We start from the raw sequence: 17,986 nt of genomic DNA, 5'->3' as shown, positions 1-17,986 counted from the left end.
CAGCCAGACCGGGAGGCGAGATGGCCCAGGAAAAGATCGAAAAGCACGGCGGTGGTGACTCCGACGAGGAGTTCGACGACACCGGCGCGGCGGGTCAGGAGCGGCGCGAGAAGCTCGGCGAGGACGTGGACACGATCCTCGACGAGATCGACGACGTGCTCGAAGAGAACGCCGAGGACTTCGTCCGGGCCTACGTGCAGAAGGGCGGCGAGTAGCCGCTCCGGGGCACTGCGCCCTTGCCGACCGTTCAGCCGGCGGCCGGGTTCCGCGTGCGTCCTCCGCGCGCGGGGCTCCGGCCCGCACAGATGGGATTTTTGAGCACGTATGGACAACACCAGGGGCATCTCGGGTCCCGCGCTGCCTTCGACTTACTTTTCCTCGGCGACGTCGTCGTTTTCGGACTTCCTGCGCGTGCAGGCGCCGGAGCTGCTCCCCGAGCGGCGCGTGGCGCAGGGCGTGGCTGAGCTGGGCATCCCGCACGGGACGACGATCGTCGCGTGCACGTTCGCGGGCGGTGTGCTGATCGCGGGTGACCGGCGGGCGACGTCGGGCAACCTGATCGCGAGCCGCGACATCGAAAAGGTGCACGTCACCGACGAGTATTCGGCGGTCGGCATCGCGGGCACGGCGGGGCTGGCCGTGGAGATGGTGCGGCTGTACGCGGTCGAGCTGGCGCACTACGAGAAGATCGAGGGCGTCACGCTGTCGCTGGACGGCAAGACGAACAAGCTGGCCGGGATGGTCAAGGCGAACCTCGAGATGGCGATGGCCGGGCTGGCGGCGATCCCGTTGTTCGTGGGGTACGACCTGGAGGCCGAGGACGCCAAGCACGCGGGACGGATCGTCTCGTACGACGCCGCGGGCGGGCGTTACGAGGAGAACGGCGGCTACGCGGGCATCGGCTCGGGTTCGCTGTTCGCGAAGTCCGCGCTGAAGAAGCTTCACGACCCGGACGCCGACGTCGACGGCGCGGTGCGGGTCGCGGTGGAGGCGCTGTACGACGCGGCGGACGACGACACCGCGTCGGGCGGCCCGGACCTGGTGCGGCGGATCTTCCCGAGCGTCGTCACGATCACCGCGGAGCACGGCGCCGTACAGCTGTCGGAAGCCGAGACGGCGGCCGTGGCCGAGGCCGTCGTGGCCGGGCGGATCGAGCGCCAGCAGCGCCGGCTGTCCTGACCGGAGCCGGACCAGTGAACGTTGGAACACCGAAAGACCTGGAGCGCACACCGTGACGATGCCGTTGTATGCCTCTCCCGAGCAGCTGATGCGGGAGCGTTCCGAGCTGGCGCGCAAGGGCATCGCGCGCGGCCGGAGCGTGGTGGTGCTGAAGTACTCGGGTGGCGTGCTGTTCGTGGCGGAGAACCCGTCGGCGACGTTGCACAAGGTCTCCGAGATCTACGACCGGATCGGCTTCGCCGCGGTCGGGCGCTACAGCGAGTTCGAGAACCTGCGCGTGGCGGGCATCCGGCACGCGGACCTGAAGGGCTACCAGTACGACCGGCGTGACGTGAGCGCCCGTGCACTGGCGAACGCCTACGCGGCAACGCTGGGCAGCATCTTCACCGAGCAGCTGAAGCCGTTCGAGGTCGAGGTCTGCGTGGCCGAGGTCGGCGCGACCGCGGCGGAGGACCAGCTGTACCGGCTGACCTACGACGGGTCGATCTTCGACGAGCCGCAGTACACCGTGATGGGCGGTCAGAACGAGAAGATCGCGGCAAAGCTGAAGGAGACATTCGAGGAGGGCCTGGACCTCCAGGCGGCGCTGGGCATCGCGGTGGCGGCCCTGCGGACGCCGACCCAGCCGGCATCGACTTCGTCCTCTTCGTCTTCGTCCTCGTCGTCGGCGAGCGCATCGGCGAGCGCATCGGCGAACGGAAACGGCGAGGCCGACCCGATCAAGCTGGAGGTGGCGGTCCTGGACCGCGACCGCCCCCGCCGCATGTTCCGCCGCCTGACGGGCACGGCACTGGACACGCTCCTCCCGGTCCCGGACCCCCAGGGCGAAGAGCCGGAGAGCAAGCCCGAAGGCGAGTGATTTTCCAAGCAAAGCGGGGCGTGGCCGGACGGCCACGCCCCGCTTTTCGTCTGCACCAACCCCAACACAACCCATCGGCCACACCCCCCTGCCGACCGATACGAAGCCGCCTCAGCGGCCGGCAGGCCGTGTCAAGGCACGCTTTCCCGCCTTGACACGGTCTGTCGGCCGTTGAACAATCCGGCGTTCGGCCGGCGGGGGTACACCCCGGCAGACCCCACAGACCTCAGAACGTCTCCGGAGAAGTCCGAAAAGCCTGATCAGCAAACGCCAGCAAGTACGGCAGCGTGGCCCGCGCGGTATGCCAGGTGTGGTTGAACCCCCGTTCAGCATGAACCACGGCCTCCTGCCCCCGCGCCCGCAGCGCGTCAGCGATCCGGTGCGCCGTGGTGACGTCGGTCGGCGCGCCGGTACCGACCGCGAGCATCACCGAAATCGGAGCGCTGAACTTCATCGCAGGCAGGTAGCGCCGAGGCGTGTTGGCGGCGATGGCGGCCTGGTTGCCGTCGAGGATGCCGACGGAGTCGTTGAGGTCGTCGTACGGCAGGGCGATCACCAGGGTGGCGAACTCGCCGACGTGGTGGAGCCCGATGTTGAGCGCGCCGAACCCGCCGCCGGACATGCCGCCCAGCGCCCGGTGGGTCCGGTCGGCCAGCGTCCGGTAGTGCTGGTCGACGGCCGGGACCACGGTGCCGGCCAGGTAGCTCTCCAGCTGCGGGCCCCCGGGCACGTTCAGGCACTCCCAGTCGGTGCTGGGAGTGCCGGCGGTCATGTCCACGCTGACCACGATCATCGGCGCGATGACGTTGGCCTGCTGGAGCGCCAGGAGCGTGCCGGGGGCGTCGCCGGAGGTGAGCCAGTCGCGGGGACCGCCGAACGGGTAGCCGTGGATGAGGTAGACGACCGGGTACCGGCGGGCGGGGCCGGCGTCGTACCCGGGCGGCAGGATGACGTAGCTGCTGCCCGACGGGATCCCGTGGGCGGGGTCGGGAAGGGTGAGCACGTCGATCCGCTGCCCGGCGGCCGCCGTGACCGCGCCGGCGTGCGGCGCGGACGCCGAACCCGCCGACGGTTCGGGCGCCTCCTTGCCGTCGTCGAGCAGGTGGCCGGCGAGGTTGACGACGCCAGGACCGCGCTGGAGGAGCCGGGCCAGGTCGTCGGAGGTGCGGACGTACCCGACGTAGCTGTTGAGCGCGGTGACCGCCGTCAGCAGGAGCAGGACGCCGAAGGCGGTGAAGCCCCAGCGCCGGACGCGGCGGCGGTACCCGAGCGCGACCACGACGGCGAGGACGGCGACGGCGGCCGAGGCGACGCCGAGCCAGATGAGCGGCGACTCGAGCGGGCCGAGGTCGCGGGCGCGGGCGGTGACGTCACCGGGGAGCACCGGGTCGGTCGCGGCCCGGTGGATGACGCTCGCCAGGCCGTGCCCGTCCATCGAATCCCCGCTCGTCCCCTGGTGCGGGCCGGCGTGCCCGCAGTTCGACCGCGAACCTAGCCACGGGCGCCTGTGGGTTCGTTGAGAGAAGGTAAAGCAACCTCACAGGCGGTAGAGCGTCAGAGCCCTCGGCCGCGACCGGAAGCAGAACCGGTTGCCGAGCGGGCCGACCTCGCCGTCGGTGGCGACGCGGCGGTTGCCGTCGAGCAGCTCGACCTTCAGTTCGGGCAGGTCGAGCTCCTGGTAGACGTGGCTGGCGGCGAGGCTGCGGGTGATCATCGCGAGCAGGAACCGGGCGCGGGAGTAGGGCAGGTCGGCGCGCAGGTAGCGGATGTCGAGCAGCCCGGTGTCCAGCGCCGGCCGCCGGCTCGGCGCGAACCCCTTCGGGGCGTACGTGCCGTTGCCGACGAACAGCAGCCAGATCTGCGTCCGCTTGCCGTTGAGCCGGACGGTCAGCGGCTTGGCGTGCCGCAGCGTCCTGGCCAGCGCCATCGCGGCCGAGGGCCACTTGGGGTGGCGCTGCTGGAGCTTCTCGCGCAGCCGGACCATCTCCGGGTAGCCGCCGAGGCTGGCGGTGTTGACGAACCAGCGGTGGGCCGGGCCGCCGACGCCGTCGATCTCGACTTCGCCCAGGTCGACGCGGACGGCGTTGCCCACCTCGGTCGCCGCGTCGGCGTCGGGCATCGAGGTGACGCCGACGTCGCGGGCGAAGTGGTTGAGCGTCCCCGCCGGGACCAGGGCGAGCGGCAGGTCGCGCTCGGCGGCGACGGAGGCCACCGCGGCGACGGTGCCGTCCCCGCCCGCGACGCCGAGCGCGCGGACCGTGCCGCGGGCGTCGATCTCGGCTTCGAGCTGGGCACGCAGGTCACCCCGGGGGTCCGGGTACAGCAGCGTGGCCTTCGGCCAGGCGAACTTGACGTCCTCGGTCGGGTCCTGGCTCGCCACCCCGGAGTTCGGGTTGACGACCGCGAGCATGTCCTCGCCGTCGACCATCTCGGGGGCGTCCGCGTCGTGGGCCGTGCGGCCCGGGACGTCGTCGTGCAGCGGCCACCAGTGCCGGGTGGCCAGGCCGACGCCGACGCCGATGCTCAGCCCGACGCCCACGTCGGATGGCCAGTGCACGCCGGTGTGGACCCGCGAGTAGGCCACGGCCAGCGCCAGCGGGGCCACGGCGAGCCCGGCCCGCGGCGACTCCATCGCCACCGCGGTGGCGAAGGCCGCCGCGGACGCGGAGTGCCCGGAGGGGAACGACGAGGACGTGGGCCGTTTCCGCAGGCGGCGGTGCATCGGCACCTCCTCCTCGGCCGGGCGGCGGCGGGGGAACAGCGGCTTGCCGATGAGGTTCGCCGCGGCGCTGGCCCCGGCGATCGCGACGACCCCGCGCAGCGCACCCCGGCGGGGCGCGCCCTTGCGGGTGGCCAGGAGCGCGGCGACCGCCCACCACAGGCGGGACTTGTTCGCCGATCTCGACAGCGTCATCAGCGCGTCGTCGGCTTTCGACGCGGGCAGCGAGGCACTGCGGCGCATCAGGGCGCGGTCGGTCCGGCCGACCCGCCGGAAGGCCCGGATGAGCTGGTGTGACAAGGAGTCCTGCCTTCCGAATGACGTCAAGAGCCGTGCTCCAATCGTGCCGTATTCGGGGTGAATTCACCGTCTGTGGCGTACTGGGGGCGTGTCGACGCCCGAACGGCGCACCGTCGGAGGGGGTCCAGCGCCTACTCTGGTGGAATGCAGCGGCGGATCTTTGGCATCGAGACCGAGTTCGGGGTCACGTGCACCTTCCACGGACAACGCAGGCTCTCGCCCGACGAGGTGGCGCGGTACCTGTTCAGGCGGGTCGTGTCGTGGGGACGCTCCTCCAACGTGTTCCTCTCGAACGGCTCGCGGCTCTACCTGGACGTCGGCTCGCACCCCGAGTACGCGACGGCCGAATGTGACGACCTCGTCCAGCTGGTCACCCACGACAAGGCCGGGGAGCGGATCCTCGAGGACCTGCTGGTCGACGCGGAGCGGCGGCTCGCCGACGAGGGCATCGGCGGCGACATCTTCCTGTTCAAGAACAACACCGACTCGGCGGGCAACTCCTACGGCTGTCACGAGAACTACCTGGTGACCCGGGCGGGCGAGTTCTCCCGGATCGCGGACGTGCTGCTCCCGTTCCTGGTGACCCGCCAGCTCATCTGCGGTGCCGGCAAGGTGCTGCAGACCCCGCGGGGCGCGGTCTACTGCCTGTCCCAGCGAGCGGAACACATCTGGGAGGGCGTCTCCAGCGCCACGACCCGGTCGCGGCCGATCATCAACACCCGTGACGAGCCGCACGCCGACGCCGAGCGCTACCGGCGGCTGCACGTCATCGTCGGCGACTCGAACATGGCCGAGCCGACGACCATGCTCAAGGTCGGCTCGGCGAACCTGGTGCTCGAGATGATCGAAGCCGGCGTCCAGTTCCGCGACTTCACCCTCGACAACCCGATCCGGGCGATCCGCGAGATCAGCCACGACCTCACCGGCCGCCGCCAGGTGCGGCTGGCGGGCGGGCGCGAGGCCTCGGCGCTGGACATCCAGCGCGAGTACCACGCCCGCGCGATCCAGCACATCAAGGACAACGGCACGACCGCGGCGAACGAGCGCGTCGTCGAGCTGTGGGGCCGGGCGCTGGACGCGGTCGAGCAGCAGGACTTCGGCAAGATCGACACCGAGATCGACTGGGCGATCAAGCACCGGCTGGTCGAGCGCTACCGGGCCAAGCACGACCTGGACCTGTCCAGCCCGCGCATCGCGCAGCTCGACCTGGCCTACCACGACATCCGCCGTGGCCGGGGCATCTTCGACCTGCTCCAGCGCAAGGGGCTGGTCCGCCGGGTCACTGACGACGGCGAGATCGAAGCCGCCAAGGACACCCCGCCCCAGACCACCCGGGCCAAGCTGCGCGGCGACTTCATCGCCGCCGCCCAGGCCGCCGGCCGCGACTTCACGGTCGACTGGGTGCACCTGAAGCTCAACGACCAGGCCCAGCGCACGGTCCTGTGCAAGGACCCGTTCCGCTCGGTCGACGAGCGGGTGGAACGCCTGATCAGCTCGCTCTAGCCGGTACCGCCGAGGGGGACGTCCGCGCCGGGCGTCCCCCTCGGCGGTCCCGACGAAAGTCGCGCGGCTGGTGCGGCAGGATCGGGCGCATGCGTGTCGTGCTGCTCGTGCTCGCCTTGCTGGTTTCGATCGTGGCTCCGGCGTCGGCGGGGGAGCGACCGCCGGAGTGGGAGCTGAAACCGACCGGCGTCACGGCCCAGTTCCGCGGCCTGTCCGCGGTGAGCGCGCGGGTGGCCTGGGTCAGCGGCACGCAGGGCACCGTCCTGCGCACGGTCGACGGCGGCCGCACCTGGGCCTCGGTCGGGCCGCCCGGGACCGGGACGCTCCAGTTCCGTGACATCGAGGCCTTCGACGCCGACCGCGCCGTGGTGCTCTCCATCGGCCCCGGGACGGACTCCCGCGTCTACCGGACCGACGACGGCGGCGCGCACTGGCGCCAGACGTTCCAGAACACCGATGCGGCGGCCTTCTACGACTGCCTCGCCTTCTTCGACCCGTGGCGCGGCCTGGCGATGAGCGACCCCGTCGACGGCCGGTTCCGCGTGCAGGCCACCTTCGACGGCGGCCGCAGCTGGCGGCCGGTGCCCGACAGCGGCTTCCCGCCCGCGCTGCCCGGCGAGGCCGGGTTCGCGGCCAGCGGCCAGTGCCTCACGACGGCGGGGCCGTTCGACGCCTGGCTCGCGACGGGCGGCGGCGCGACCGCCCGCGTCCTGCACTCCGGCGACGGCGGACGGCACTGGACGGTGTCGGACACGCCGTTGCCCAGCAGCCCGTCGGCGGGCGTGTTCGCACTGGCCTTCCGCTCGCCGTCCCGGGGCATCGCGATCGGCGGCGACTTCGCGAACCCGGACGCACCCGGCCCGGCCGTCGCGCTGACCCGGGACCGCGGCCGCACCTGGACCACCCCGGGCCAGTACCCGGCGGGCTACCGCTCCGGGCTGGCCTGGCGCGGCGGGACGGTGCTGGCCGTCGGCCCCGGCGGCAGCGACTACAGCCCCGACGGCGGACGGCACTGGACGTCGTTCGACACCGGCAGCTTCGACAGCGTGGACTGCGCCGGCGCCGCCTGCTGGGCCAGCGGCGCACAGGGCCGGGTGGCACGCCTGCGCTAGAGGACCTGTCCGGTCGGCCGGACCATGATCTCGTTGACGTCGACCGTGGGCGGCTGCTGGAGGGCGTAGAGCACCGCGCGGGCGATGTCGTCCGCGGCCAGCTTCGGCTTCCTGCGCTGCTCGTCGCTGAGGATGTCGGTGTCGGTGATGCCCGGGTTGATCAGCGTGACCCGCACGCCGGTGCCGACGGCCTCCTCGCGGATCGCCCCCGCCATGCCGGTCACGGCCCACTTCGTCGCCGAGTAGAGGCTCGCGTTGCGGATGTAGCGCCCGGCGACCGAGCCGGTGATGAGCAGGTGCCCGGACGTCTCCGCGAGCGCCGGGAGGGCCGCGCGGGCGGTGTAGGCCGCGCCCAGGACGTTGGTGCGGACCATCGCCTCCCACGCCCGCGGGTCGGGATCGTCGGTGCCGAAGAAGGACGTCCCGACCCCGATGCCGGCGTTGGCGAAGGCGGCGTCGAGCCGCCCGAACCGTTCGACGGTTTCGGCGACGGCCCCGGAGATGCCCGGCCAGTCCCCGACATCGGCACCGAGGGCGACGGCCCGGTCTTCGCCGAGCTCGGCGGCGAGGGAGGCGACGGATCCGGCTTCGCGGGCGACGAGGGCGACCTTGAAGCCGGAGCCGGAGCCGGCGGCCAGGCGCGCGGTCGCGGCGCCGAGGCCGCGGGAGGCACCGGTGATGAGGAGAACACGATCAGCCATGCACTCCAGGCTAAGGCGGTTCCCCGGCTCTCCAGCGCCCCAATGTGGCCTTCGGTGCGTTGGGCGCACCCAAGGTGGCCTTCGGTGCGTTGGGCGCACCCAATGTGGCCTTGGTTGCGCTTGGTTCTCAGGGCACCAGCACGAGCCGTCCGCGCAGGCCGCCTGTGGCGAGACGCGCGTGGGCCGCCGCCGCTTCGGCCAGGGGCAGGGTTGCGGCCACGCGCAGCGCCAGCGTGCCGTTCTCCGCCAGGCGGGCCAGCTCGGCCAGGCGTTCGCCGTCCGCGCGGATCCAGACGTTGCGGACGCGGATGCCACGCAGCGGGAGCGGGGCGGCGCCCGCGGCGAAGGCCACGAACTCGCCGCCGCCGCGGACCGCGTCGAGGGCGTCGAGGCCGAGGAGCGCGGTGTCGAGGGCGGCGTCGACCCCGCCCGGCACGACCGCGCGCACCCGGTCGCCCAGCGACGGCCCGCGCGGCACGAACTCGGCCGCGCCGAACGCCCGGACCTGCGCTTCGTCGGCTTCGGAGGCCACGGCGACGACCCGCAGCTTCCGCGCGTGCGCCAGCGCGACGGCGTACCCGCCGACCGCCCCGGCCGCGCCGGTGACCAGCACGGTCCCGGTGGCTTCGACGAGGTCGAGCGCCTGGGCGGCGGTCAGCGCGTTCAGCGGCAGGGTCGCGGCTTCAAGCGGCGACACACCCGCCGGTGCAGGTGCGACCGCCGATGCGTCCAGCACGATCTGCTCGGCGTAGGCGCCGAGCGGCGTGGCGATCCGGTCACGCAGACCCATCACGGCATCGCCCACCCGGAATCCGGTGTCCCCGGCGTCGTCGATCGAACCGGCGACGTCCCACCCCAGGCCGAGCACCTCCCGCGGCGGAACCACCCCCGCCGCGCTCAGCGCCCCGCTCGTGGTCGCCAGATCCACCGGGTTCACCGCGGCCGCCGCCACGCGAATCCGAACCTGGCCGGGACCCGGATCCGGCACCGGCACCGAAACCACTTCCGGCTCCCCGAACCGCCGGACCACCACCGCACGCATCTTCGTCTCCCTTCGCGAGCCGCAACCTTCCCCGCGAACGTATGGGGAGCTACTCTCCGATGGGAAGTACGCACCTGCAGGTGCCCACGGCACGAGGAGGTTCGCCCGGTGCCCACGCGCACGGCGGAACAGCGGCGGCAAGCCGAGAAAGCCGCCTACGACGCCTACCTGGCGGCGTGCCCCACCCGGAAGCTGCTGGACGAGATCGCCGGCAAGTGGGTCAGCCTCGTCCTCGTCGCGCTCGGTGACGGCCCGCAGCGCTACAGCGACCTTTCGCGGCGCATCGCCGGCGTCAGCCAGAAGATGCTCACCCAGACGCTGCGGGTGCTCGAACGGGACGGTCTCGTCCACCGCGAGGTCACGCCCGCGGTGCCCGTGCGCGTCGACTATTCCCTTACGCCGCTGGGGGAATCGCTGCGCGCGCTGATGGCCGGGTTCAAGGCGTGGGCCGAGGCGAACTTCGAAGCCGTCGACGCCGCCCGGACCGATTACGACGCGCGTACCCCGGACCTCACGATCGGGCCGGGGCGCGCGGGCTAGGCTCTACCGGGTGTCCACCGCACGCGCCGAACGGCTGGTCAATCTGGTGCTGGCCCTGTTGTCCACCCGGCAGTACCTCACCGCCGAGCGGATCCGCGGCATCGTGCCCGGATACGGCGACGCGGCCAGCGACGAGGCCTACTTCCGGATGTTCGAACGGGACAAGACCGAGCTGCGCGAGCTCGGCATCCCCCTGGAGACCGGCCGCAACTCCGCGTTCGACGCGATCGAGGGCTACCGCATCGCCCGCCGCGACTACGAACTCGGCGAGATCGACCTCGCGCCCGACGAGGCCGCCGCCGTCGCACTGGCGTCCCGGCTGTGGGACTCCCCGGAGCTGACCGGGCAGGCGCAGGGCGCACTGGTGAAGCTGCGCGCCGCCGGCCTGGAGGTCGACGACCAGGCGCCCACCGTGGTCGAGCCGCGCGTGCGCGCCGAACCGGCGTTCGGGCCGCTGCTGGCCGCGGTCCAGAACGGCCAGGCGGTGCGGTTCGAATACCGCCGCAGCGGCTCCCCGGAGCGGATCATGCGCACCCTGGAACCGTGGGGCGTGGTGTCGTGGCGGGCCCGCTGGTACGTCGTCGGGCACGACCGCGACCGCGGCGCCACGCGCTGCTTCCGGCTCTCCCGCGTCACCGGGCAGGTCCGCCCGGTCGGCAAGCCCGGCGAGGTCCGGCGCCCCGAGGGCGTCAACCTGCTCAAGCTCGTCACGGCCACCGGCGACAGCGAACCGGCCCCGGTGACCACCGCCCGGGTCTGGGTCGCCGACGGCCGCGCGGCCGGCGTCCGCCGCCGCGGCGCCGTGGTCGGCCGCGCCACCGTCGACGGCGAAGAGGGCGACCTCGTGGAGATCGGCCTGCTCTACCCCGAGTCGGCCGCCGACTGGATCAGCGCGCAGGGTCCGGACGTCGTCGTGTTCGAACCCGACGTGCTGGCCAAGAGCGTCCAGGACCGGCTGGAAGCCGTCGTCGCGCGCCAGGTCGGTGTCCGGTGAGCGGATCGACCGACCGGATGCCGAGACTGCTCGCCCTCGTGCCGTACCTGCTCGCGCGCCCGGGCATCCGCATCGACGAGGCCGCGCAGGACTTCGACGTCACGCCGAAGCAGCTGCGCAAGGACCTCGAGCTGCTGTGGATGTGCGGGCTGCCCGGCTACGGCCCCGGCGACCTGATCGACCTGTCCTTCGAGGGCGACACGATCGTCGTCAACCACGACGCCGGGATGAGCCGCCCGCTGCGCCTGACCGGCGGCGAGGCGACCGCGCTGCTGGTGGCGCTGCGGGCACTGGCCGAGACGCCGGGCGTGGTCGACGGCGACGCCGTCCGCCGCTCCATCGCCAAGATCGAAGCCGCCGCCGGGCAGGCCCAGCCGGCCGGCGTGGTCGTCGGCGGGGGAGTGCGGGAGGGCAAGAAGACGGCGCGGACCCGCGAGGAGGTCGCCCGCGCCCTGCAGGGCCGGCGCGCCCTGCGGATCCGCTACTACACCGCCTCGAAGGACCAGATCACCGAGCGCACGGTCGACCCCATGCGGCTGCTGATCGTCCAGGCCGTCGGCTACCTCGAGGCCTGGTGCCGCCGCGCCGAGGGCGTCCGGCTGTTCCGGCTCGACCGGATCGACGAGCTGACGATCCTCGACGAGCCGTCGCGGCCGCCCGCGCACGCCCACCCCACCGACATTTCCGACGGCGTCTTCCGCGAGCGTCCCGACCAGCGGGAGGCGGTCCTGGTCCTCGACCAGGACGCACGCTGGGTAGCCGAGTACTACCCGTGCGAGGAGCTCGACGAACTCGACGGTGGCCGCCTGCGGATCCGGATGCGCTACGCCGACCAGTCGTGGATGGTCCGCCTGGTGCTGGGACTGGGCGGGGAAGCGCTGGTGGAGAGCCCGGCGGACCTCGCGTCCGACGTCGGCCGCCGCGCCGCCGACGCCGTGGCCCGAGCCCGTCACCTTCCGTCAACCTGCGACCACTAGGCTGGCGGCGTGCCGTACCTGCCCGCCGCTGTGCTCATCGTGCTCGGCCTCGCCGTCCTCGTGGTCCTGCTGGTGCGGACCGTCAAGGTCTTGCGTGCTTTCCGGCAGACCGCAAGCATGGTGGCTACGAACACCCAGGACCGGGCGGGGCTCGTCCGTGCCCGGGCGGCGGGGCTGCGCGTCGCGTTCGCGCGGCGCCACCACAAAGCGGAAAACCAGTAACATCCCTACCAGACGCAGATAGGAGGCCACCATGCTGAACGGATTGCAGCCGTGGCATTTGATCATCTTGGTGCTCGTCGTCGTGCTGCTGTTCGGGGCCAAGAGGCTTCCCGACGCGGCCCGGTCCATCGGCAAGTCCATGAAGATCTTCAAGGCCGAGACCAAGGACCTCACCGGCGACAAGGCCGCGGCGCACGAAGACGCCGAGCCCGCCGACACGAAGCAGATCCCGGCCAAGCCCGTCACGCCCGCTTCGACCGACCAGCAGGTCGCCGACCTGCAGCGGCAGCTCGACGAGCTGAAGAAGCAGCAGGCCGCCGAGCAGCCGCAGAAGAACGTCAGCTGAGCGGCTAGGCCACACCCGGTCCCCCGTCCACGGAGCGCGCCGAACCCGGCGCGCTCCGGCGGACTCCGACGAGAACGGAACAACCCGTGGCGGAATCCGCCTCCGGAAACGGTGACAGCCGCCGGTCGAAGCGGCGCAAGCGCAGCCGTCGGGCCAACCCCGACGGCACGATGACGCTCATCGAGCACATCTACGAGTTCCGCCGCCGCCTCGGCTTCGCGATGCTCGCGGTGGTGCTCGGCGGAATCCTCGGGTTCATCTGGTTCGGCACCAACATCGGGCCGATCCCGTCGCTGGGCGACCTCGTGAAGGACCCGTACTGCGCCATCCCGCCGGATCGGCGGCTCGACAGCGCCGAAGGGTGCCGGTTGCTGCAGACCGTGCCGTTCGAGGCGTTCATGACGCAGCTGAAGGTCGGCATCGCGGCCGGTGCCGTGCTCCTTTCGCCGGCCTGGCTGTACCAGCTCTGGGCGTTCATCGCGCCCGGTCTGTACAGCAAGGAACGCAAGTACGCGCTGACGTTCGTCGGGTTCGCGTCGGTGCTGTTCGCCGCAGGCGCCGTGCTCGCCTACATCCTCTTCCCGCACGCCCTGCAGCTGCTCATGGGCTTCGGCCAGGACGCGTTCGTCACGGCGCTGACCGCGGACAAGTACATCTCGTTCCTGCTGTCGCTGCTGATCATCTTCGGCATCAGCTTCGAGCTCCCGCTGCTGGTGGTGATGCTCAACCAGGTCGGCGTGGTCAAGTACGTGCAGCTGAAGAAGTGGCGGCGCGGCATCGTGTTCGCGCTGTTCGTCTTCGCGGCGTTCGCCACCCCGGGCTCGGACCCGTTCTCCATGCTCGGCCTCGCCGGCGCGCTCACCGTGCTGTTCGAAATCTCCGTGCAGATGGCCCGCTTCCACGACCGCAAGCTGGACAAGGCCCGCGGTGACGAGGGCTGGGACAAGCTCGCCGACGACGAAGCCGCCCCGTTCGACTACACGCCGAGCACCGTCGACGACGAGCCGTCCGCGCCGACCGCGTCCGGCGGCCGGTCGAGCACCGACGACGTCACCTAGTGGGGATCCACGCCGCGCTCGCCGTACACCCGGCGTCGGGGCACGGCGCCGCCGCCCGGATCGCCGACACCGTCGCCGAGCGGCTGCGCACCGCCGTGGACCGCCTCGACGTGCTGGTCGCCCACTCCGTCGAGGAGTCCCGCGCGCTGATGCGGTCCTCCCACGCCGCCGGGCTCGACGTCCTGATCGTGCTCGGCGGGGACGGTGCCGCCCACCAGGGCGTCCAGTTCTGCGCGAACCACGACGTCGCGCTCGGCCTCGTCCCGGCGGGTACCGGCAACGACTTCGCCCGCGCCCTCGGCCTCCCCGGCGAACCGCTCCCGGCGGTCGACGCGCTGGTCGCGGCCCTGCGCTCGGGCGCCCGGCGGCGGATCGACCTCGGCCGCGTCGGCGACACCTGGTTCGCGACGGTCCTGTGCGCGGGATTCGACGCGAGCGTCAACGAACGTGCCAACCGGATGCGCCGTCCGTCCGGGCCGCGCCGCTACGACGTCGCGATCCTGGCCGAACTGGCGGCGTTCCGCGCCCGCCCGGTGGTCGTCGACACCGGCACCGCCCGCCTCGAGCTCGTCGCGACGCTCGTGGCGATCGGCAACACCCGCTTCTACGGCGGCGGCGTCCCGATCTGCCCGACGGCCGACCCCGAGGACGGCGTCTTCGACGTCACGATCGTCGGGCACACGACCCGCCGCGGCCTGCTGCGCATGCTCCCGGGCCTGCGCACCGGCCGGCACGTGACGCACCCGGCGGTCCGCACGCTGCGTGCCCGCTCGGTGACCCTGACCGGCAACACCTGGCCCGTCTACGCCGACGGGGAACCGCAAGGCACGGTCCCGGTGACGGCCGGCTGCGTGCCGGGCGCGCTCACCGTGCTGGCCTAACGGTCGTAGCCGCCCGCGCGCGCCACCAGGTGCCGGAAGTGCGCCGGGGTCAGCAGCCGTCCCGCGTCGGCGAAGTACACGCCACCGCAGCGGTGGCAGAACCAGCCCTGCTCCCAGACCTGCCGGGCCGCCGGAACGCCCTTCCGCTGTTTCCGGTGCGCCCGCACCCGCCGGGCGTAGAGCCAGACCAGCACGCCCACGGCGAGGTACACCCCGAACGCCGGCAGCGAGAGCACCGCGTAGCCCAGCGCCTTCGCGGCCGTCCCGCCGGGCGGCGGGTCGTCGGCGGCCGAGAACGGCAGCAGCAGGAAGCAGCTCCCGGCCAGCGCGAGCACGATCACCGCCGCCAGCAGGCCACCGCTGCGGCGCGGCGGGGGAAAGGGGTCGAGCGAGCGGGCGACCGCGGTGACCGTGACCCCGCTGACCTGGCTGCTCGAGTACACGACGCCGTCACCGGCGGGCACCGCGACCAGCGGGCCCTGGCCGCGGTAGTAGGAGTGCCCGCCGTGGTAGACCGCCGGCACGTGCTGCACCCGGTCCAGCTGCCCGCACCCGGGACACGGTTCGATCATCGGGGACCTCCTCCGCCGCTCCGACGCGCCCGTCCGTGATCCGGTTCCCGCCCCGATCCCGCTGTATAACGCCCCGCACGCCACGCCCGTCGGTCACGCGGCGTGCGGACTGCCCGGGGGATGTGAAACCCTGACGAGGTGGCCAGTAGCCCTTCTTCGTCCCCGGCCGAGGCCTATGCGGCCTCCGCGCGCCGCGGGAAGTACCCCCAGCTGACGCGCTTCGCCGCGGAGGCGTCCTTCGAGTTCGACCAGTTCCAGATCCGCGGGTGCGAGGCACTGGAAGACGGCCACGGCGTGCTGGTCTGCGCCCCGACCGGGGCGGGCAAGACCGTGGTCGGCGAGTTCGCCGTGCACCTGGCGCTCGCCGAAGGCCGCAAGTGCTTCTACACGACGCCCATCAAGGCGCTGTCGAACCAGAAGTACGCCGACCTCGTGGCCCGCTACGGCACCGACGCCGTCGGCCTGCTGACCGGGGACACCTCGATCAACGGCAACGCGCAGGTGGTCGTGATGACCACCGAGGTGCTGCGCAACATGCTCTACGCCGGCTCGTCGACGATCATCGACCTCGGTTACGTGGTGATGGACGAGGTCCACTACCTCGCCGACCGGTTCCGCGGCGCGGTGTGGGAAGAGGTGATCCTGCACCTGCCCGAGCACGTCCGCGTGGTCGGGCTGTCGGCGACGGTCAGCAACGCCGAGGAGTTCGGCGAGTGGCTGGTGGAGGTCCGTGGCGACACGACGGTCGTCGTCGACGAGCACCGGCCGGTGCCGCTCTGGCAGCACATGCTGGTGGGGAACCGGCTGCTGGACCTGTTCGCCGGGGACGACGTGCACGCGCCGGGTGCGGAACTGCGGATCAACCCGACCCTGTTGCGGCGGACCGAGGAGATCGGCCGCCAGTACGCGCCGGCGGGGTTCCGCGGGCCGCGGAACCGGCGGGGTGCGCCGCCGCGGATGCCGCGGTTCCGGCCGCCGTCGCGGGTCGACGTCGTCGAGCAGCTGGACCGGGCCGGGTTGCTGCCGGCGATCGTGTTCATCTTCTCGCGCGCGGGCTGCGATGCCGCCGTGGCGCAGTGCGTCCGGTCGGGGTTGCGGCTGAACGGGCCGGGTGAGGTCGAGGAGATCCGGCGGGTCATCGAGGAGCGCACGGCGGAGCTGCCCGAGGGCGATCTGGGCGTGCTGGGTTACTGGGAGTGGCGGGAGGCGCTGGAGCGCGGGATCGCCGGGCACCACGCGGGGTTGCTGCCGGCGTTCAAGGAGACCGTCGAGGAGCTGTTCGTCCGTGGGCTGGTGAAGGTCGTGTTCGCCACGGAGACCCTGGCGCTGGGGATCAACATGCCGGCCCGCACGGTGGTTCTCGAGCGGCTGGTGAAGTACAACGGCGAGGCGCACGTCGAGCTGACGCCGGGGGAGTACACGCAGCTGACGGGCCGGGCCGGGCGGCGGGGCATCGACGTGGAGGGGCACGCCGTCGTCGCGTGGCAGCCGGGGGTGGACCCGAAGCAGGTCGCCGGGCTGGCTTCGACGCGGACCTACCCGCTGCGGTCGTCGTTCCGGCCGGGCTACAACATGGCGGTCAACCTGGTGGCGCAGGTCGGCGCGGCCGAGGCGCGTGAGCTGCTGGAGCAGTCGTTCGCGCAGTTCCAGGCCGACCGGTCGGTGGTGGGTACCGCGCGCCGGATCGAGCGGAACAAGGAGGCGCTGAAGGGCTACACGGCCGCGGTCACCGGCGGCTTCGACGAGATGCTCGAGTACGTCGAGCTGCGGGCGAAGATTTCGACGCGGGAGAAGGCGTTGTCGCGGCAGAACACGGCCGCGCGGCGGGCCGGGACCGCCGAATCGCTGGAGAAGCTGCGCAAGGGTGACGTCATCGCGGTGCCCGCGGGGCGGCGGGCGGGCCTGGCCGTGGTGGTCGATCCGGGGCTGGACCCGATCCGGGAGCCCCGTCCGGTGGTGGTGACCGAGGACCGGTGGTCGGGTCCGTTGTCGGTGGCGGACTTCCCGTCGCCGGTCGAGGCGCTGGGGCGGATCAAGCTGCCCAAGCACATCGAGCTGCGGTCGCCGCGGACGCGCCGGGACATCGCCGCGACGCTGCGCAACGCCGGGATTTCGTTGCCGGGCAGGCAGAAGCGGCGGTCGGGGGCGAACGAGGACGGTGAGCTGGCGGCGCTGCAGCGGGCGTTGCGCGCGCATCCGTGTCACGGGCTGGCCGAGCGTGAGGCCAATCTGCGCTGGGTGGAGCGGTACCAGCGACTCGCGGCGGAAACGCAGCAGCTGGAGCGGAAGGTCGCCGCGACGACCCACTCGCTGGCGCGGGCGTTCGACCGGATCCTGGCGCTCCTGGGTGAGCGCGGCTATCTCGGGCCGGAGTCGGCGGGGGACGGCGAGGATCGCGTCACCGAGCACGGACGGCGGCTGACGCGGCTCTACAGCGAGTCGGACCTGCTGGCCGCCGAGTGCATCCGGCACGGCGTGTGGCGCAAGCTCAACCCGGCCGAGCTGGCCGCGGTCGTGTCGACGCTGGTGTTCGAGGCGCGCCGGGACACCGCCGGGGAGCCGCGGCTGCCGGGCGGGGCGGTGCCCGAGGCGTGGCAGGAGACGGCCCGGCTGTGGGTGGAGCTGACCGAGGACGAGCGGCGGCACCGGCTCGACCGGACCCGGGAGCCCGACGCCGGGTTCGCCTGGCCGGTTTACCGCTGGGCCCGTGGTGAATCCCTGGAGAAGGTGCTGACCGCGGCGGAGGCCAACGGCCAGGAGCTGTCGGCCGGTGACTTCGTGCGCTGGTCGCGTCAGGTGATCGACCTGCTCGACCAGATCCGGGACGTGCTGGGCAAGGCCGATCCGGTGGGTGCGGCGGCGGCCGACGCGGTGAAGGCGCTTCGCCGCGGGGTCGTGGCCGCCGGCGCGGCGTGAACTCGGTGTTAGCCCAGCTCGGCGGGCGGGAAGCCGGTGAGCGTGGACACGTGTGCTCGGCTCCC

Annotated in this window: 18 protein-coding genes; 13 read left to right on the top strand and 5 right to left on the bottom strand. The window is 72.5% G+C overall.

All coding sequences use genetic code 11. The features are described 5' to 3' along the window. Positions 1-20 precede the first annotated feature (20 nt). The 3 genes from ACLJQE_RS08715 to prcA all read left to right on the top strand — a co-directional run bounded on the left by ACLJQE_RS08715 (position 21) and on the right by prcA (position 2,038). Entirely contained in the window at positions 21-215 is a 195-nt protein-coding gene (locus ACLJQE_RS08715; RefSeq protein ID WP_013226725.1) for a ubiquitin-like protein Pup, read from the top strand. A 109-nt stretch (positions 216-324) separates the two neighbouring features. After that, entirely contained in the window at positions 325-1,179 is an 855-nt protein-coding gene (prcB, locus tag ACLJQE_RS08710; RefSeq protein ID WP_410638626.1) for a proteasome subunit beta, read from the top strand. A 52-nt stretch (positions 1,180-1,231) separates the two neighbouring features. Beyond that, a complete protein-coding gene (gene prcA / locus ACLJQE_RS08705; protein ID WP_410638625.1) occupies positions 1,232-2,038 on the top strand; it encodes a proteasome subunit alpha in 807 nt (268 codons plus the stop codon). Between the two features lie 226 nt (positions 2,039-2,264). On the opposite strand, the gene ACLJQE_RS08700 is transcribed toward prcA, so the two are convergent. Together ACLJQE_RS08700 and ACLJQE_RS08695 are read right to left on the bottom strand one after the other, a co-directional pair. Continuing rightward, positions 2,265-3,473, bottom strand: a complete 1,209-nt coding sequence (locus ACLJQE_RS08700; RefSeq protein ID WP_410638624.1) for an alpha/beta hydrolase — start codon at positions 3,471-3,473, stop codon at positions 2,265-2,267. 102 nt (positions 3,474-3,575) lie between these two features. Continuing rightward, positions 3,576-5,057: a bifunctional phosphatase PAP2/diacylglycerol kinase family protein gene (locus tag ACLJQE_RS08695; RefSeq protein WP_410638623.1), complete on the bottom strand. Its 1,482-nt coding sequence runs from the start codon at positions 5,055-5,057 to the stop codon at positions 3,576-3,578. A gap of 144 nt (positions 5,058-5,201) precedes the next feature. Here ACLJQE_RS08695 and pafA point away from each other — a divergent pair, with 144 nt between their 5' ends. After that, complete coding sequence (gene pafA / locus ACLJQE_RS08690; RefSeq protein WP_410638622.1) at positions 5,202-6,560, top strand: Pup--protein ligase; 1,359 nt, start codon at positions 5,202-5,204, stop codon at positions 6,558-6,560. 89 nt (positions 6,561-6,649) lie between these two features. Beyond that, complete coding sequence (locus tag ACLJQE_RS08685; RefSeq protein WP_410638621.1) at positions 6,650-7,672, top strand: WD40/YVTN/BNR-like repeat-containing protein; 1,023 nt, start codon at positions 6,650-6,652, stop codon at positions 7,670-7,672. Here the strand turns inward: ACLJQE_RS08685 and ACLJQE_RS08680 are convergent. Both ACLJQE_RS08680 and ACLJQE_RS08675 read right to left on the bottom strand, forming a co-directional pair. Next, entirely contained in the window at positions 7,669-8,373 is a 705-nt protein-coding gene (locus ACLJQE_RS08680) for an SDR family oxidoreductase (protein WP_410638620.1), read from the bottom strand. The two genes, ACLJQE_RS08685 and ACLJQE_RS08680, sit on opposite strands and share 4 nt — an antisense overlap. Positions 8,374-8,500: 127 nt before the next feature. Continuing rightward, a complete protein-coding gene (locus tag ACLJQE_RS08675; RefSeq protein ID WP_410638619.1) occupies positions 8,501-9,415 on the bottom strand; it encodes an NADP-dependent oxidoreductase in 915 nt (304 codons plus the stop codon). Positions 9,416-9,523: 108 nt separating this feature from the next. Here ACLJQE_RS08675 and ACLJQE_RS08670 point away from each other — a divergent pair, with 108 nt between their 5' ends. The 7 genes from ACLJQE_RS08670 to ACLJQE_RS08640 all read left to right on the top strand — a co-directional run bounded on the left by ACLJQE_RS08670 (position 9,524) and on the right by ACLJQE_RS08640 (position 14,433). Beyond that, on the top strand, positions 9,524-9,955 hold the full coding sequence (locus ACLJQE_RS08670) for a winged helix-turn-helix transcriptional regulator (protein ID WP_410638618.1): 432 nt from the start codon (positions 9,524-9,526) through the stop codon (positions 9,953-9,955). A 10-nt stretch (positions 9,956-9,965) separates the two neighbouring features. Then, positions 9,966-10,949 (top strand): helix-turn-helix transcriptional regulator, encoded by a 984-nt coding sequence (locus ACLJQE_RS08665; protein ID WP_410638617.1) that lies wholly within the window; start codon positions 9,966-9,968, stop codon positions 10,947-10,949. After that, positions 10,946-11,926: a helix-turn-helix transcriptional regulator gene (locus ACLJQE_RS08660; protein ID WP_410638616.1), complete on the top strand. Its 981-nt coding sequence runs from the start codon at positions 10,946-10,948 to the stop codon at positions 11,924-11,926. The genes ACLJQE_RS08665 and ACLJQE_RS08660 overlap by 4 nt, the downstream gene beginning before the upstream one ends. Positions 11,927-11,935: 9 nt before the next feature. Beyond that, a complete protein-coding gene (locus tag ACLJQE_RS08655; protein WP_410638615.1) occupies positions 11,936-12,148 on the top strand; it encodes a bacteriophage holin in 213 nt (70 codons plus the stop codon). A 31-nt stretch (positions 12,149-12,179) separates the two neighbouring features. After that, positions 12,180-12,494, top strand: coding sequence for a Sec-independent protein translocase subunit TatA (gene tatA, locus ACLJQE_RS08650; RefSeq protein ID WP_410638614.1), 315 nt, complete (start codon positions 12,180-12,182; stop codon positions 12,492-12,494). An 86-nt stretch (positions 12,495-12,580) separates the two neighbouring features. Then, positions 12,581-13,552 carry a twin-arginine translocase subunit TatC gene (gene tatC / locus ACLJQE_RS08645; RefSeq protein WP_410638613.1) on the top strand — a complete coding sequence of 324 codons (972 nt, stop codon included), beginning with the start codon at positions 12,581-12,583 and terminating at the stop codon, positions 13,550-13,552. Further along, entirely contained in the window at positions 13,552-14,433 is an 882-nt protein-coding gene (locus ACLJQE_RS08640; protein WP_410638612.1) for a diacylglycerol/lipid kinase family protein, read from the top strand. The genes tatC and ACLJQE_RS08640 overlap by 1 nt, the downstream gene beginning before the upstream one ends. Here ACLJQE_RS08640 and ACLJQE_RS08635 read toward each other — a convergent pair. Then, positions 14,430-15,005 (bottom strand): hypothetical protein, encoded by a 576-nt coding sequence (locus tag ACLJQE_RS08635; protein WP_410638611.1) that lies wholly within the window; start codon positions 15,003-15,005, stop codon positions 14,430-14,432. The two genes, ACLJQE_RS08640 and ACLJQE_RS08635, sit on opposite strands and share 4 nt — an antisense overlap. Positions 15,006-15,143: 138 nt before the next feature. Between ACLJQE_RS08635 and ACLJQE_RS08630 the strand changes: the two genes are divergently transcribed. Further along, positions 15,144-17,921, top strand: a complete 2,778-nt coding sequence (locus ACLJQE_RS08630) for a DEAD/DEAH box helicase (protein WP_410638610.1) — start codon at positions 15,144-15,146, stop codon at positions 17,919-17,921. The last annotated feature ends 65 nt before the right edge of the window (positions 17,922-17,986 follow it).

This window comes from Amycolatopsis sp. lyj-346, from assembly GCF_046548975.1.
In the GTDB taxonomy this organism is placed as follows: Bacteria; Actinomycetota; Actinomycetes; order Mycobacteriales; family Pseudonocardiaceae; genus Amycolatopsis.
Note: the sequence above shows the minus strand (reverse complement) of the source record. Positions and strands in the feature narration are given on the sequence as shown.

What these genes read in the sequence shown, in the direction of transcription:
- prcB (WP_410638626.1), top strand. Translation starts at nt 325, where the DNA reads ATGGACAACACCAGGGGCATCTCGGGTCCCGCGCTGCCTTCGACTTAC.
- ACLJQE_RS08700 (WP_410638624.1), bottom strand. Translation starts at nt 3,473, where the DNA reads ATGGACGGGCACGGCCTGGCGAGCGTCATCCACCGGGCCGCGACCGAC.
- pafA (WP_410638622.1), top strand. Translation starts at nt 5,202, where the DNA reads ATGCAGCGGCGGATCTTTGGCATCGAGACCGAGTTCGGGGTCACGTGC.
- ACLJQE_RS08680 (WP_410638620.1), bottom strand. Translation starts at nt 8,373, where the DNA reads ATGGCTGATCGTGTTCTCCTCATCACCGGTGCCTCCCGCGGCCTCGGC.
- tatA (WP_410638614.1), top strand. Translation starts at nt 12,180, where the DNA reads ATGCTGAACGGATTGCAGCCGTGGCATTTGATCATCTTGGTGCTCGTC.
- ACLJQE_RS08715 (WP_013226725.1), top strand. Translation starts at nt 21, where the DNA reads ATGGCCCAGGAAAAGATCGAAAAGCACGGCGGTGGTGACTCCGACGAG.
- ACLJQE_RS08675 (WP_410638619.1), bottom strand. Translation starts at nt 9,415, where the DNA reads ATGCGTGCGGTGGTGGTCCGGCGGTTCGGGGAGCCGGAAGTGGTTTCG.
- ACLJQE_RS08635 (WP_410638611.1), bottom strand. Translation starts at nt 15,005, where the DNA reads ATGATCGAACCGTGTCCCGGGTGCGGGCAGCTGGACCGGGTGCAGCAC.
- ACLJQE_RS08685 (WP_410638621.1), top strand. Translation starts at nt 6,650, where the DNA reads ATGCGTGTCGTGCTGCTCGTGCTCGCCTTGCTGGTTTCGATCGTGGCT.